This window comes from Streptomyces sp. NBC_00846, assembly GCF_045207325.1.
Classification (GTDB): Bacteria; Actinomycetota; Actinomycetes; order Streptomycetales; family Streptomycetaceae; genus Streptomyces.
In genome coordinates, this window is sequence record NZ_CP108846.1 from 1,398,879 (window position 1) to 1,413,390 (window position 14,512).

17 protein-coding genes are annotated in these 14,512 nt (G+C 69.0%); 8 read left to right on the top strand and 9 right to left on the bottom strand.

Annotated elements, in window-relative coordinates; all coding sequences use genetic code 11:
- Positions 1–14 precede the first annotated feature (14 nt).
- Complete coding sequence (locus tag OG936_RS06495) at positions 15–1,340, bottom strand: CynX/NimT family MFS transporter (RefSeq protein ID WP_406493158.1); 1,326 nt, start codon at positions 1,338–1,340, stop codon at positions 15–17.
- 150 nt (positions 1,341–1,490) lie between these two features.
- Between OG936_RS06495 and OG936_RS06500 the strand changes: the two genes are divergently transcribed.
- Positions 1,491–2,165 (top strand): FadR/GntR family transcriptional regulator, encoded by a 675-nt coding sequence (locus OG936_RS06500; protein WP_383762457.1) that lies wholly within the window; start codon positions 1,491–1,493, stop codon positions 2,163–2,165.
- 172 nt (positions 2,166–2,337) lie between these two features.
- On the opposite strand, the gene OG936_RS06505 is transcribed toward OG936_RS06500, so the two are convergent.
- From OG936_RS06505 to OG936_RS06530, 6 genes are all read right to left on the bottom strand, one after another.
- The gene (locus OG936_RS06505) at positions 2,338–2,724 is read right to left on the bottom strand and encodes a hypothetical protein (RefSeq protein ID WP_406493160.1); all 387 of its coding nucleotides are present in this window, start codon (positions 2,722–2,724) and stop codon (positions 2,338–2,340) included.
- Between the two features lie 169 nt (positions 2,725–2,893).
- Positions 2,894–3,661, bottom strand: a complete 768-nt coding sequence (gene fabI / locus OG936_RS06510; RefSeq protein WP_266745395.1) for an enoyl-ACP reductase FabI — start codon at positions 3,659–3,661, stop codon at positions 2,894–2,896.
- A gap of 5 nt (positions 3,662–3,666) precedes the next feature.
- Positions 3,667–4,386, bottom strand: a complete 720-nt coding sequence (fabG, locus tag OG936_RS06515; protein ID WP_266745396.1) for a 3-oxoacyl-[acyl-carrier-protein] reductase — start codon at positions 4,384–4,386, stop codon at positions 3,667–3,669.
- 132 nt (positions 4,387–4,518) lie between these two features.
- A complete protein-coding gene (locus tag OG936_RS06520; RefSeq protein WP_406500331.1) occupies positions 4,519–4,905 on the bottom strand; it encodes a type II toxin-antitoxin system VapC family toxin in 387 nt (128 codons plus the stop codon).
- A gap of 5 nt (positions 4,906–4,910) precedes the next feature.
- Positions 4,911–5,198: a type II toxin-antitoxin system Phd/YefM family antitoxin gene (locus OG936_RS06525; RefSeq protein WP_406493163.1), complete on the bottom strand. Its 288-nt coding sequence runs from the start codon at positions 5,196–5,198 to the stop codon at positions 4,911–4,913.
- 151 nt (positions 5,199–5,349) lie between these two features.
- Positions 5,350–5,826 (bottom strand): ATP-binding protein, encoded by a 477-nt coding sequence (locus OG936_RS06530; protein ID WP_406493165.1) that lies wholly within the window; start codon positions 5,824–5,826, stop codon positions 5,350–5,352.
- Positions 5,827–6,022: 196 nt separating this feature from the next.
- On the opposite strand from OG936_RS06530, the gene OG936_RS06535 reads away from it, so the two are divergent.
- The 5 genes from OG936_RS06535 (at position 6,023) to tyrS (ending at position 11,627) form a co-directional block, all read left to right on the top strand.
- Positions 6,023–6,889 carry a helix-turn-helix domain-containing protein gene (locus OG936_RS06535; protein ID WP_406500332.1) on the top strand — a complete coding sequence of 289 codons (867 nt, stop codon included), beginning with the start codon at positions 6,023–6,025 and terminating at the stop codon, positions 6,887–6,889.
- Positions 6,886–7,107 (top strand): DUF397 domain-containing protein, encoded by a 222-nt coding sequence (locus OG936_RS06540; RefSeq protein WP_383762439.1) that lies wholly within the window; start codon positions 6,886–6,888, stop codon positions 7,105–7,107. Before OG936_RS06535 ends, OG936_RS06540 begins: the two co-directional genes overlap by 4 nt.
- Positions 7,108–7,305: 198 nt before the next feature.
- Positions 7,306–8,829, top strand: a complete 1,524-nt coding sequence (locus OG936_RS06545; RefSeq protein ID WP_406493167.1) for a TldD/PmbA family protein — start codon at positions 7,306–7,308, stop codon at positions 8,827–8,829.
- Between the two features lie 82 nt (positions 8,830–8,911).
- Positions 8,912–10,306, top strand: a complete 1,395-nt coding sequence (locus OG936_RS06550) for a metallopeptidase TldD-related protein (protein WP_406493168.1) — start codon at positions 8,912–8,914, stop codon at positions 10,304–10,306.
- A gap of 55 nt (positions 10,307–10,361) precedes the next feature.
- Positions 10,362–11,627: a tyrosine--tRNA ligase gene (tyrS, locus tag OG936_RS06555; RefSeq protein ID WP_406493169.1), complete on the top strand. Its 1,266-nt coding sequence runs from the start codon at positions 10,362–10,364 to the stop codon at positions 11,625–11,627.
- A 172-nt stretch (positions 11,628–11,799) separates the two neighbouring features.
- Here the strand turns inward: tyrS and OG936_RS06560 are convergent, their stop codons facing one another.
- Positions 11,800–12,075 carry a GlsB/YeaQ/YmgE family stress response membrane protein gene (locus tag OG936_RS06560; protein ID WP_383762430.1) on the bottom strand — a complete coding sequence of 92 codons (276 nt, stop codon included), beginning with the start codon at positions 12,073–12,075 and terminating at the stop codon, positions 11,800–11,802.
- Between the two features lie 249 nt (positions 12,076–12,324).
- Between OG936_RS06560 and OG936_RS06565 the strand changes: the two genes are divergently transcribed.
- Positions 12,325–12,690: a DUF3099 domain-containing protein gene (locus tag OG936_RS06565; RefSeq protein ID WP_406493171.1), complete on the top strand. Its 366-nt coding sequence runs from the start codon at positions 12,325–12,327 to the stop codon at positions 12,688–12,690.
- Positions 12,691–12,963: 273 nt separating this feature from the next.
- Entirely contained in the window at positions 12,964–13,221 is a 258-nt protein-coding gene (locus OG936_RS06570; protein WP_406493173.1) for a hypothetical protein, read from the top strand.
- A gap of 198 nt (positions 13,222–13,419) precedes the next feature.
- On the opposite strand, the gene moaA is transcribed toward OG936_RS06570, so the two are convergent.
- Positions 13,420–14,409, bottom strand: a complete 990-nt coding sequence (gene moaA / locus OG936_RS06575; RefSeq protein ID WP_406493174.1) for a GTP 3',8-cyclase MoaA — start codon at positions 14,407–14,409, stop codon at positions 13,420–13,422.
- Positions 14,410–14,512 lie beyond the last annotated feature (103 nt).

The window sequence follows — 14,512 nt, forward strand, 5'->3', positions numbered from 1 at the left end:
CTCAGTCTCGCATCTCAGCATTCGTCCTCGATCGTCCGGTCCCGCCCGGCCAGCACCCCGACCACCATCTGCGGCACCATGAGGCCCGCCATCAGTGCGATCGGCAGCCCCCAGCCACCGCTGTGCTGGTGGAGCACGCCGATGAGCAGCGGGCCGGGGATCGAGATCAGATAGCCGGTGGACTGCGCGAACGCGGACAGCCTGACCACTCCGGCGCCACTGCGGGACCGCATGCCGATCATGGTCAGTGCGAGCGGGAAGGCGCAGTTCGAGATGCCGAGCAGCAGCGCCCAGACCCAGGCGCCGCCGGTCGGTGCGAGGTAGAGGCCGGCGTATCCGATGAGGCCGCAGGCGCCGAGAACGACGACGATCGGGCCCTGGTTCTTCATGCCGCCGGCGACCCGGGGGATGACGAACGCGAGCGGCACGCCCATCGCCATGGTCACGGCGAGCAGCACGCCCGCCGTACCGGCCGAGACCCCCGCGTCGCGGAAGATCTGCGGCATCCATCCCATGGTGATGTACGCGGCGGTGGCCTGCAGGCCGAAGAAGCAGGCGAGGCACCACGCGGTACGGCTGCGGGTGATCCTGAGCGCCGGGGCGTCCTGGTGACGGGCGGCGGGCTGTCCCGGGGCGCCGCGCCGGTCCCGTATCAGCGGTATCCAGGGCAGGATCGCGACGGCGGCGAGGACGGCCCAGATTCCGAGGCCCGCCCGCCAGCTGCCGCCCAGCGCACTGGTCATGGGCACGGTCACGGCGGCGGCGAGCGAGGTGCCGAGGGCCAGGGCCATCGAGTAGAGCCCGGTCATGGAGCCGACGCGGTCCGGGAACCAGCGCTTGACGATCACCGGCATCAGGATGTTGCTGACGGCGATGCCCATGAGAGCGAGGGCGCTCGCGGCGAGGAAGCCGACCGTGCCGCCGACGAACGGCCGGATCACCAGACCGGCCGTGATGGCCATCATGCCGACGCAGACGATCGCGCCCGGGCCGAAGCGGCGGGCGAGGCGAGGCGCCATGACGCCGAAGACCGCGAAGCAGAGCGGCGGTACGGAGGTGAGGACACCGGCGACGCTGCCGCTCATGTGCAGCCCGTCCTGCACCTCTTCGAGGAGGGCGCCGAGGCTGGTGATGGCGGGACGGAGGTTGAGCGCGGCGAGGACGAGGCCGATGGCGACGAACCGGAGCAGCCACGGGGACGGCCCGGGAGCGGTCTGTATGGCCTGTGCGGTCTGCGGGGCTTCCGGGGCCGGGGATTTCGTCGGGATGTCCGCGGTGGTGGCGGGGCTCAGGGTCCGGGTCGGCGTCCGGGGCTGCGGCTGGGTCTCGTCGTCGGGCATGGAGTCATCATAGAATCATGGGATGATTGATTGTCCAATCCTGTGCATACTCCTCTGAGACCATTCACCAACAGCAGGGCCACCCCGTGCCCCTCTCCCCTCTCATCACCGCAGCAACCCGTCACCGAAGCAACCCGAGCAAGGAGCACCATGGCGCTGACGTCTCCGCGGCGTTCGGCACTCGCCGACCAGGTGATTGCCCAGTTGAGGAATCAGATCACCTCGGGCGAGTGGCCCGTGGGTTCACGGATTCCCACCGAGGCCGAACTGGTGGAGCAGCTGGGCGTGGCCCGTAACACCGTCCGCGAGGCCGTGCGCGCACTTGCGCACAACGGCCTGCTCGACATCCGGCAGGGCTCGGGGACGTATGTCGTTGCCACCAGCGAACTGGCCGGGGTGATGCACCGCCGCTTCGCCGCCGCCGATCCGCGCCATGTCGCCGAGCTGCGTTCCACTCTGGAGTCGTCGGCGGCACGGCTGGCGGCCGCCCGGCGCACCGAGCGGGATCTGAAGCAGCTGGACGCGCTCATGGCGCGGCGGGAGGAGACCTGGGCGGCGGGTGATGCCGAGGCGTTCGTCGCGGCGGATACGACGCTGCATCTGGCGGTGGTCGCGGCCTCGCACAATGACGTGCTGACCGGCCTCTATGCCGACCTGGGCGATCTGCTGCGCGATTATCTCAGGGGCGATGTCGGCCATGAGCTGGGGCCGGAGAGCCTCATGGACCACGGCCGGCTGGTCGAGGCGATCCGGGCGGGGGACGCGGAGACGGCGGCTGCCGAGGCGGCGAGTCATGCACTGAGCTGTCTGGTGGACCGGGTGTGAGGGGGCGCGGCCGTCCGGCGGACCAGGCGTGAGGGTCGAAGTCACCTCGGGTCGGCCGGGGTCGCGTCTCGTCGAACGGAGCCACCTCGGGTCGACCGGGGTCGCGTCTCGTCGAGCGGAGCCACTTCGCGTCGACCGGCGGTCGCGTCGCGATCAAACGAATCGTCGCGTGTCAAACGGAACTCTGAACCCGGTGGGTGACCCAGACCGAGCCGACTTCCTTCCAGCAGCGGTCGTCGAGCCGCACGGTCTGTCCCGGTCCCACGTCGACCGGGGTGGCGTCGGCGTCTATGTCCCACCAGCGGCGGCATTCGGTGTGCAGCTGTACGCGATCGGTGGAGGCGTACGGGTTGTGGCAGTAGGCGACGACCCGGGAGCCCAGGACCGACGTACGGCATTCGGATCCGGCGGGCTCCGGGGTGGGAGCGTCGGGAGCGGACGCCCCGACTCCACTCGGTCCCGCCATGGATATGACGGATATACCCAAGGGGGCTATGAGTCCGGCGATGACCACGGAGGCCGTCGGCAGGGCCCAGGTTCGGCGACGTGTGGAGCGCACAGCGACCTCCTCCCCGCAGCCTGACCAATAGTCCGGTTCCACCACATTCTGCGGTGGATCGACCATCTTTTCGACTTGGGCGGGTCGGGGCCGGGCACAGACGCACGACGGCCGCGTACCGCCTGCTCAGAGGCGGTACGCGGCCGTGTCACAGCCTGTCGGCGCGGGTTCAGGCACCCATCATGTGCACGCCACCATCGACGTGGACGATCTCGCCGGTGGTCTTCGGGAAGAAGTCCGAGAGCAGGGCCACGACACCGCGGCCGGCCGGCTCCGGGTCCGCCATGTTCCAGGCCAGCGGGGAGCGGGTGTTCCACACGTCCGCGAGCTCGGAGAAGCCCGGGATAGACTTCGCGGCCATGGAGCCGATCGGTCCGGCCGAGATCAGGTTGCAGCGGATGCCGTCCTTGCCCAGGTCACGGGCGAGGTAGCGGGAGGTGGCCTCCAGCGCGGCCTTGGCCGGGCCCATCCAGTCGTACTGCGGCCAGGCGTACTGCGCGTCGAAGGTGAGGCCGACGATCGAGCCGCCGTCGTTCATCAGCGGCTTGCAGGCCATGGCGAGCGACTTCAGCGAGAACGCCGAGACGTGCATCGCCGTGGCGACGGACTCGAACGGGGTGTTCAGGAAGTTGCCGCCGAGCGCGTCCTGCGGCGCGAATCCGATGGAGTGCACGACGCCGTCGAGCGAACCGAGCTCGTCACGGACCAGACCGGCGAGGCGGTCGAGGTGCTCGGCGTTGGTCACGTCCAGCTCGATGACCTTGGCCGGCTTCGGCAGCTTCTTGGCGATGCGCTCCGTCAGCGTGGGCCGGGGGAACGCGGTCAGGATGACCTCGGCACCCTGCTCCTGAGCCACCTTGGCGGTGTGGAAAGCGATGGACGACTCCATCAGCACACCGGTGATGAGGATGCGCTTGCCGTCGAGAATTCCGCTCATGGTGATCAGTGACCCATGCCCAATCCGCCGTCAACGGGGATGACGGCTCCAGTGATGTACGACGCGTCGTCGGAAGCGAGGAAGCGCACAGCGGCGGCGATCTCCTCGGGCTGCGCGTAGCGGCCGAGCGGCACCTGGGACACGATGCCCTTGCGCTGCTCCTCGGTGAGCGCCTGCGTCATGTCGGTGTCGACAAAACCGGGCGCGACGACGTTGAAAGTGATGTTCCGCGAACCGAGTTCACGGGCCAGCGACCGGGCGAAGCCGACCAGACCCGCCTTGGAGGCGGCGTAATTCGCCTGCCCGGCCGAGCCGAGGAGCCCGACGACGGAGGAGATGAGGACGACGCGGCCCTTCTTGGCGCGCAGCATGCCGCGGTTGGCGCGCTTGACGACCCGGAAGGTGCCGGTGAGGTTGGTGTCGAGTACAGACGTGAAGTCGTCCTCGGACATCCGCATGAGCAACTGGTCTTTGGTGATACCGGCGTTGGCGACCAGTACCTCGACGGGGCCGTGCTTGTCCTCGATCTCCTTGTAGGCCTGCTCCACCTGTTCGGCGTCCGTGATGTCGCACCGGACGGCCAGAACGCCCGCCTCGGTGAGGATCTGGGGGGGCTCGCCCGAGCGGTAGGTGATCGCGACCTTGTCGCCGTTGTCGGCGAAAGCGCGGGCGATGGCGAGGCCGATGCCCCGGTTTCCTCCGGTGACGAGAACCGAGCGGCTCAACGGATCACCCTTTCGATAGCGGTCTGGTACCTCGAAAACCTATCGGTACCACCCGCTCCGCGAGCAATCGGCCCCTGACAGCGCCGCCCGCCGGGCACTGTGGGGTTCCTACAGTTGGCACCCGGCCCGGCCTCATTCCGCCATTCCGGGTGCATGTACGGAGAGGCCCTCTTCCCTCGCTGAGTCGAGCATGCGCTTGTCGTACGTGATCAGGGAGTCAAGAGCTCCGCCGATGACGAGCGCGCTCGCGACGTGAATGGCATCAAGGGATCTCAGGGCCCCCGAGACCCTGGTGGCCAGATCCCGGACCTCTTCCGTCAGCAGGATCTCGGTGACCATCCCGTCCAGATCCGACAGCGCGTTGGGGAATGATCCGGCCTTGTCGAGCTGCCGGACGGTCTCGACGATGCCGATGGTGCTGGTAGCCAAGGGCAGTCCGGGCCGGTCGGACAGGAATGTCCTGAGCTCGGCGGCACCTGGCCTGCCTGTGAGCAGAGTGATGAGCGCCGAGGAATCCATGTAGATCAACGGTCGCCCTCCTCGCGTTCGGCCAGGAGAAGCTCCAGCGGATCGGGGGAGCCTGAGGGGAGGTCGTAGCGCGGGAAGCGGTCGAGGTCCGAGGTGGTCGCGGCCTTGAGCCGGATCTTCCCCTGAGCCACCAGGTCCGCATACCGGGAGGTCGCCCCGGAGCCGGGCAGCAGTATGGCGATCACCTTGCCGTGCCGGGTGACCTGGACCGCCTCCCCCTTCTCCACGCGGGCGAAGACGGCGCTCGGGTTGTACGAGAACTCTCGGACGGAAATTGCGCTCATCGGGGACGGGGCTCCCTTCAGCATGCAGCCAAGAAAGTACCTACACTCCAAAATTGTACCTACAACGAGGGCGCATCGGCGCAGGCTCCGGCAGCTCCCGCGAGGCGATACCCCCGACTTGGCCCGTTCATCACCCCCACCCCCGCGAGGCTCATCCCGCCGGGCATGGCACGCGACAGCGGATCTGCTTGCCGATCGACGACCGGACCACGTGCCAGCCCGGTGCGAGCAGATCCAGCAGCGCGAGGCCGCGGCCGGCCTCGGCCTCCGCGTCGTCCAGCGCGATACCGCGACGGCGCGGAACAGTGCGGGGGTCGGGGTCATGGACATTGACCGCGACCCCGAAGGCCGCGGCGTACACCTCCACCACGACGGGCACGTGATCCCCGCACGCCCGGACGGCGTTCCCGACGAGCTCCGACACGACGAGCTGCGTGGTGTCGGCCACGTCGCCCTGCACGCCCAGCTCGGCCAGGGCCTTGGCGGTGAGCTCACGTACGGAGCGGAGGTTCGGGCCGGAGGCGTTGATGTGTGCCGCGAAGCCGCGGCTCCGGTAGCGCACGTAGCGCCCGACGGCGGGTGGCGGGGATGGCGGGTCCTGGTCTTCCTCGTCGGCCATACCGAACATGACGCCTCCAGCCTGCGGCGCGGGGCCGCGGGAAGTATCGACTTCGACCACGTTGAGCAATTACGCATGCACGTTGGGTGGCGATGAGTGCCGATGCTGCACCCGATCCACCTTGGGTAGCAAGTTTTCTACCTCCTTCGGTTATGAGTTCCCGGAAGGTATTCAGCACCACCAACTACTGAGGTATGACTGGGACATGCCCAACTCTCCCCTGGTACCGACCGTCCGGCGCCGACGCCTGGGATCCACGCTCAGACGCCTGCGGAACGGCGCAGGTCTGACGCTCGACGAGGCCGCCGTCGCCATGGGCTGGAAAGGCCCGAAGCTGTCGAAGATCGAGAGCGCCAATCAGACCATCAGGCCCGGAGATGTCGTGACGCTGCTCAAGGTCTACGGGATCAACGATCTGGAAACGCTCAACGCCCTGGACAATCTGGCCAAGGACGCCAGCAAGAAGGGGTGGTGGCAGAGCTACAGCGGAATCGTGTCACCTGCCTACGCCGACTACATCTCGCTGGAGTCCGACGCCTCACAGATCTGCGAATGGTCGCCACTGGTGATCCCGGGCTTGTTGCAGACCGCTGCGTACGCGCGCGAGAACATCGCGGGGATCACAACTTTCCGTACCACCGACGAAGTTGCGGCCCTTGCCGAAGTGCGGCTGGCCCGGCAGTCCGTACTCACTCGTCCGGGAAAGCCGTTGGAACTGTGGGCCATCATCCACGAGGCCGCGCTCCACCAGCGATTCGCCGTCCGTCCCGCCACCATGCGCGAGCAGTTGCGACGCCTGCTCGATTCGGCGGAGATGCCCAACGTGACCATCCAACTGATGCCGTTGGACTCAACCGCGCATCCTGGAGTCGTGGGAGGCTTCAGCATGGTCGGTTTCCCTGGCCCCGCCCCGGACGTGGTTCTGCTGGAAAACCTCAGCGGAGAGACTTACCTTGAGGGCGAAGGAGCATCGCCCTTCGCGAAGGCGTTCGAGCGGATTCGTGCCACGGCGCTGTCCACGGAGGACTCGGCCGCACGCATAGCCGAGATGGAAGAAGGCCACAGAAAGTGAACGCGCCCGAGGCGGAGTTGTTCGGACACGACCTCTCGATCGCGACCTGGCGCAGGTCTTCCGCCAGTGGAGCGGAGAACAACTGCGTAGAAGTCGCCAACCTCCCCGGAGGAGCAACGGCCGTACGCGACTCGAAAGACCCCGCACGCACCCCCCTGCGGTTCACGGCCTCGGGGTGGGCCGCGTTCAGGGCGGGTGTGGTCGACGGCGAACTGTGATCGGTCGGGGCGGCTTGCCCGAGGGGCCATCTCATTGAAGCTCTGTTCGGGGCACCGGGGTCGGATCCAGGACTCGGGTGGCCCACGCCGAACCGGTTGGACGAGTTCGGCGTGCCCGTCCGGGGAAACCTATGGCCGATTGCCCTCGACGCCCGGCATGGTTCACTGCGGACACATGCCGAAAAGACGGAGTACTACATGCCTCATGAGGTAGATCAGTCGTTCCTGGCCCTGCCCCTGCGGGCCCTCGCCGACGCGGCACTCGCCCGCGCGCGTGCGCTGGGGGCCGTGCATGCCGACTTCCGGTTCGAGCGGGTGCGCAGCGCGTCCTGGCGGTTGCGGGACGCCCGGCCCGCCGGGACCTCGGACACCACCGACCTCGGGTACGCGGTACGTGTGGTGCACGGTGGTGCGTGGGGGTTCGCGTCGGGTGTGGATCTGACGATGGACGCCGCGGCGAAGGTCGCCTCCCAGGCCGTCGCCATGGCGAAGCTGTCGGCGAAGGTGATCGCGGCGGCCGGGTCCGACGAGCGGGTGGAACTGGCGGACGAGCCGGTGCACGGTGAGCGGACCTGGGTCTCGGCGTACGACGTCGATCCCTTCGACGTACCGGACGAGGAGAAGGCGGGGCTGCTCGCCGAGTGGAGCAGCCGGCTACTGGGCGCGGAGGGGGTCGCGCATGTGGACGCCTCGCTGATGACCGTCCACGAGAACAAGTTCTACGCGGACACGGCGGGCACCGTCACCACCCAGCAGCGGGTGCGGCTGCATCCGCAGTTCACCGCCGTCGCCGTGGACGGGACCACGGGTGAGTTCGACTCGATGCGGACGATCGCCCCGCCGGTGGGCCGCGGCTGGGAGTACCTGACCGGGACCGGCTGGGACTGGGACGACGAGCTGGAGCGGATTCCCGGGCTGCTGGCCGAGAAGATGCGGGCGCCGAGCGTCGAGGCGGGGACGTACGACCTGGTCGTCGACCCGTCGAATCTCTGGCTGACCATCCATGAGTCGATCGGCCACGCGACCGAGCTGGACCGGGCGCTGGGGTACGAGGCGGCGTACGCCGGGACCTCGTTCGCCACGTTCGACCGGCTGGGGAAGCTGGCGTACGGCTCTCCCGTGATGAATGTGACGGGCGACCGCACCACCGAGCACGGGCTCGCGACCATCGGGTACGACGACGAGGGGGTCGAGGCTCAGTCCTGGGACCTGATCAAGGACGGGACGCTGGTCGGGTACCAGCTGGACCGGCGGATCGCGAAGCTGACGGGTCTGGGCCGGTCCAACGGGTGCGCGTACGCCGACTCGCCGGGCCATGTCCCCGTGCAGCGGATGGCGAACGTGTCGCTGCGGCCGGATCCGGGCGGGCTGTCCACGGAGGATCTGATCGGTGGGGTGGAGCGCGGGATCTATGTGGTCGGCGACCGGTCCTGGTCGATCGACATGCAGAGGTACAACTTCCAATTTACCGGGCAGCGGTTCTTCCGGATCGAGAACGGCAGGCTGGCCGGTCAGCTGCGTGATGTCGCGTACCAGGCGACGACGACGGACTTCTGGGGCTCGATGGAGAAGGTCGGTGGCCCGCAGACGTACGTCCTGGGCGGCGCCTTCAACTGCGGCAAGGCCCAGCCGGGCCAGGTCGCGGCGGTCTCGCACGGCTGCCCCTCCGCCCTCTTCCGGGGCGTGAACATCCTCAACACGACGCAGGAGGCCGGGCGATGAGCGTTCATCACGGAACCGGCCGGGGGGCCGGGGGTCGACACCCGGGACAGCACAGTCTCAACACGACGCAGGAGGCCGGACGATGAGTCGCGTCAGCAAGCCGCACGAGATCGTCGAGCGGGCGCTCGAACTGTCCACCGCCGACGGCTGTGTGGTCATCGCCGACGAGGAGTCGTCCGCGAATCTGCGCTGGGCCGGCAACGCGCTCACGACGAACGGTGTGACGCGGGGGCGGACCCTGACCGTCATCGCGACCGTCGACGGTGCGCAGGGCACCGCGTCCGGGGTGGTGTCGCGGTCCGCGGTCACCGCCGACGATCTGGAGTCGCTGGTGCGGGCCGCCGAGGCCGCCGCGCGCGGGGCCGGGCCTGCGGAGGACGCACAGCCGCTGGTCGCCGGGGTGCCCGCCTCGCCCGACTTCGCGGACGCACCGGTCGAGACGGGATCGGACGTCTTCGCGGAGTTCGCCCCGGCGCTCGGCGACGCGTTCGCCCGAGCCCGGTCCGGTGGCCGTGAGCTGTACGGCTTCGCCCACCATCAGCTGACCTCCACGTACCTCGGTACGTCGACGGGGCTGCGGCTGCGCCACGACCAGCCGAACGGGACGCTGGAGCTCAACGCCAAGTCCCCCGACCGGTCCCGGTCGACCTGGGCGGGCCGTTCCACGCGCGACTTCAAGGACGTCGACCCGGCCGAGCTGGACGCGGACCTGGCGCAGCGGCTGCGCTGGGCGGAGCGCCGTATCGAGCTGCCCGCCGGGCGGTACGAGACGCTGCTGCCGCCGACCGCCGTGGCCGATCTGCTGATCTACCAGCTGTGGTCGTCGACGGCACGGGACGCGGCGGAGGGCCGGACGGTGTTCTCCAAGCCGGGCGGCGGGACGAGGCTCGGCGAGAGGCTGTCGGAGTTGCCGTTGTCGCTGCGCAGCGACCCGCATGCACCGGGCCTGGAGTCGGCGCCGTTCGTGATCGCCCATGCCTCCGGGGACGGCGCTTCCGTATTCGACAACGGTCTGCCGCTGTCGTCGACCGACTGGATCCGGGACGGCAGGCTGGAGCATCTGACGACCACCCGGCACACGGCGGGGCTGACCGGGCTGCCGGTCGCGCCGGCCATCGACAATCTGCTGCTCGAAGGCGGTGGTGAGCGGTCGCTGGAGGAGATGGTGGCCGCGACGACCGGGCGCGGGCTGCTGTTGACCTGCATGTGGTACATCCGGGAGGTCGATCCGGCGACGCTGCTGCTGACCGGGCTGACCCGCGACGGGGTGTATCTCGTCGAGGACGGTGAGGTCGTCGGCGAGGTGAACAACTTCCGGTTCAACGAGTCGCCGGTGGATCTGCTGTCGCGGGCCACGGAAGCGGGCCGTACGGAGAAGACGCTGCCGCGCGAGTGGGGCGACTGGTTCACCCGGGCCGCCATGCCCGCGCTGCGGATCCCGGACTTCAACATGAGCTCGGTGAGCGCGGGCGTGTGACCCGCCTAGACTGACTGTTGCCTTTCGATACACGTAGCTGAGGAGACACGGAACCGTGACGGACATCGTCGACGAGCTGAAGTGGCGTGGGCTGTTCGCCCAGTCCACTGATGAGGACGCACTGCGCAAGGCTCTCGCGGACGGTCCCGTCACGTTCTATTGCGGCTACGACCCCACCGCGGCGAGTCTGCACGTCGGCCATCTGGTGCAGGTGCTCACCATGCGCCGGCTCCAGCTGGCCGGTCTGCGGCCGCTCGCCCTGGTGGGCGGGGCCACCGGCCAGATCGGTGACCCGCGGCCGACCGCCGAGCGCACGCTGAACGACCCGGAGACGGTCGCCAACTGGGTTTCGCGGCTGCGGTCCCAGATCGAGCCGTTCCTGTCCTTCGAGGGCGAGAACGCGGCGATCATGGTGAACAACCTGGAATGGACCGCGGGCATGTCCGCGATCGAGTTCCTCCGGGACATCGGCAAGCACTTCCGCGTCAACAAGATGCTGACCAAGGACTCCATCGCCCGGCGGCTGGAGTCCGACGAGGGCATCAGTTACACCGAGTTCAGCTACCAGCTGCTCCAGAGCATGGACTTCCTGGAGCTGTACCGGCGCCACGGCTGCACCCTCCAGCAGGGCGGCAGCGACCAGTGGGGCAACCTCACCGCGGGTCTCGACCTGATCCACCGCCTGGAGCCGGGCGCCGAGGTGCACGCGCTGGCGACCCCGCTGATGACGAAGGCGGACGGGACCAAGTTCGGCAAGTCCGAGAGCGGGGCCGTCTGGCTCGACCCGGCGATGACGACGCCGTACGCGTTCTACCAGTTCTGGCTGAACGTGGACGACCGGGACATCTCCCGGTACATGCGCATTCTCAGCTTCCGCACCCCCGCGGAGCTGGAGGAGCTGGAGCAGGTCACCGAGGAGCGCCCGCAGGCCCGGACGGCGCAGCGCACGCTGGCCGAGGAGCTGACGACGCTGGTGCACGGCGCCGATCAGTGCGCCGCGGTCATCGCGGCGTCGAAGGCGCTCTTCGGCCAGGGCGAGCTCGGCGAGCTGGACGAGGCGACGCTGAGCGCCGCGCTGTCCGAGGTGCCGCACGCGCGGGTCACCGAGCTCGGCCCGCTGGTGGACCTCCTGGTGGAGGTCGGCCTGGCGCCGAGCAAGTCGGGCGCCCGCCGCACGGTGAAGGAGGGCGGTGCGTACGTGAACAACGTCAAGGTCGCGGACGGCGAGAGCGCACCGGCCCACGAGGAGCTGCTGCACGGGCGCTGGCTGGTGCTGCGCCGGGGCAAGAAGAACCTCGCCGCCGTCGAGGTCACCGGCTGATCCCGGAGAACTGACGTCGCACCGCGGCCGGACACGCGTCACGCGTGCCCGGCCGCGGTTGTGTTGTGGCCCGGGACGCGGGGTCCGGAAGCCCGGGGGTCGGGCATTGCCCGGGCTTCCGGCGTTGCCCGGGCCCGAGCTGCCCGTCGGTTCAGGGGTGCGGCCCGTCGGTTCAGGCCTTCTGTCTGGCGCCGCGGAACGACGTCCACAGCATGTCGCCGACCCCGACGACGACCACGGCGCCGATCAGCTGGAACAGATGGCGCGTCCAGTCGATGCCGCTGGTGTCGTTGACCCCGATCCAGGTGGCGACGGTATTGCCGAGGACGCTGCCGAGGATGCCGAAGATCGTCGTCAGCCAGAGAGGGATGCTCTGTTTGCCGGGCAGGATCGCCTTCGCGATCAGGCCGAGCACCAGACCCACGATGATTGCCCACAACCAGCCCATGTCGCCTCCTCGTGCGACGTGATGTCGCGCATGTGGGCCCAGTCTCGGCCCGTGGACCGTGCACCGCACGCCGGACGCGTCCGGATGCGCGGCCCGGCTTCCGATCCCACGGAATACGGCGCGCCCCGGTCTCGAAGCCGTCGGACACCGGGCGTACCGTGGATGCGGTCCGGTCCGGGGAACGTCCGGCGCGGGAATGTGGTCTTCCCCGACCCGTGAGAGGTGCTGGGGATGGGTGGTGGAGGCGTGATGCGGAAGCAGAGCGGTGTCGAGGTCTTCCGGATCACGGAGGCACGGCAGGGGCTCGCGGACGATGTGCGCGGCAGGCAGCGGCGCTATGTGATCTCGATGTCCGTGCGGACGGTCTCGGTGATCCTGGCCGCTGTGCTCTGGAACGTCGAGCGGTACGTCGCGATCGTCGCGCTGGCGCTCGGGGTACTGCTCCCGTACGTGGCGGTGGTCATCGCCAACGCGGGCCGGGAGAACACCCCTTCACTTCCTTCGACCTTCGTCCCGGCGCCGGTGCGGCCGGTGCTCGACGCCGCGCCCGTGGCGGGTTCGGCGGAATCCGGTCCGGAGGCCGACGGGGTGCGGCAGGCCGGGGAATCGTCATGAGCGACGGCACATCGGCATAAGCACAGTTGAGGCCGCGCCACACCCGGGGCACGGGAAAACGACAGACCAATCATGAAGTTACGGTGCACCGCACCCCGGTCTGCGTGACATACTTCGTAAGCGCTCCGCATCCCCCGTCGGAGCGACAGACCGACGCCGGGCAGCTCCCCCCGTGGCTGCTCGGCGTCGCTTTTTCTCCGGTTTTCTCCGGTGGGGGATGTCCGGGACAGCCGGTTCGCCCGGCCGTATGGGCGCTGACCTAGGGTTGAGTCCGTGAACTCCCCTGATTCCGCGGCCGAGAGCGCTGCCGCCGCACCCATCTGTTCCGCCAAGGGCTGCCGGAGCGACGCCGTGTGGGTGCTGGCCTGGAACAACCCGAAGCTGCACACCCCGGAACGCCGTAAGACGTGGCTGGCCTGCGAGGAACACCGGGAGCATCTCTCCTCGTTCCTGGACGTCCGGGGCTTCCTCAAGGATGTCGTGACGCTGGCGGAATGGGATTCCGAAGGAACGGGGCCGGGCCGGTCCTAGTGCCCCTCCCGGCAAGCTTTGCCCCGTCGCTCCGCCCAGCACGCACGCTCGCTGCGTTGGCCAAAAGCCCTGGTAGCTCCTTCCCCAAGCTCTCAACTTCGTTCGAGCAGGGGAGGCCCCATTCAAGGACTTCCGGCCGCCTTGCGATCGCACGCACTGGACGACGCTCCTTCCGGGCAAACATTGCCGGTCGCGGCACTAGCCGCCGATCGCCGACATCGGCCGGTCGGGCTGCAGGAAGGACGGGTCGTCCAGACCGGACCCGGCCTTCTTCCCCCACATCGCGAGCTTCCAGATCCGGGCGATCTCCTCGTCCGGCGCGTCGGAGCGCAGGGCACCGCGCAGATCGGTCTCCTCGCGGGCGAACAGGCAGGTGCGCACCTGGCCGTCGGCGGTGAGCCTGGTCCGGTCGCAGGCCCGGCAGAAGGGGCGGGTGACGGAGGCGATGACACCCACTCGGTGGGGTCCTCCGTCGACGAGCCAGCGCTCGGCGGGGGCGGAGCCGCGCTCTGCGTCGCCCTCCTCGGTGAGGGTGAAGCGGGTGCGCAGCGACTGGAGTATGTCGCTTGCCGTGATCATGCCGTCACGCTTCCAGCCGTGCTGGGCGTCGAGCGGCATCTGCTCGATGAAGCGGAGCTCGTAGCCGTGCTCGACGGCCCAGGCGAGCAGGTCGGGGGCTTCGTCGTCGTTGAGTCCCGGCATCAGGACGGCGTTGACCTTGACCGGGGTGAGACCGGCGTCGCGCGCGGCTTCGAGGCCGGCCAGCACGTCGTGGTGACGGTCGCGGCGGGTGAGTGTCCTGAAGACGTCGGGGCGCAGGGTGTCCAGCGAGACGTTGACCCGGTCCAGGCCGGCGGCCCGGAGTGCGGCCGCGGTGCGCTTGAGCCCTATGCCGTTGGTGGTGATGGACATCCTGGGGCGCGGGGTCAGGGCCGCGCAGCGCTCGACGATGGAGACGAGCCCGGGGCGCAGCAGCGGCTCACCGCCGGTGAAGCGGACCTCGGTGATGCCCAGCCGGGTGACGGCGATGCGGACCAGGCGGACGATCTCGTCGTCGCTGAGCAGGTCGGGCTTGGCCAGCCATTGCAGGCCCTCTTCCGGCATGCAGTACGTGCACCGCAGATTGCAGCGGTCGGTCAGTGACACGCGCAGGTCGGTGGCGACCCGGTGGTAGGTGTCGATGAGCATGTGCGCCCCCTCCCGCGCTTGCTGCCCGGCCGTCGTGTCCGGCGTTCCGGGCTGACTCCTCCGAGACTACGCGAGATCTGTGACATCGCAGGGGCTCGCATGA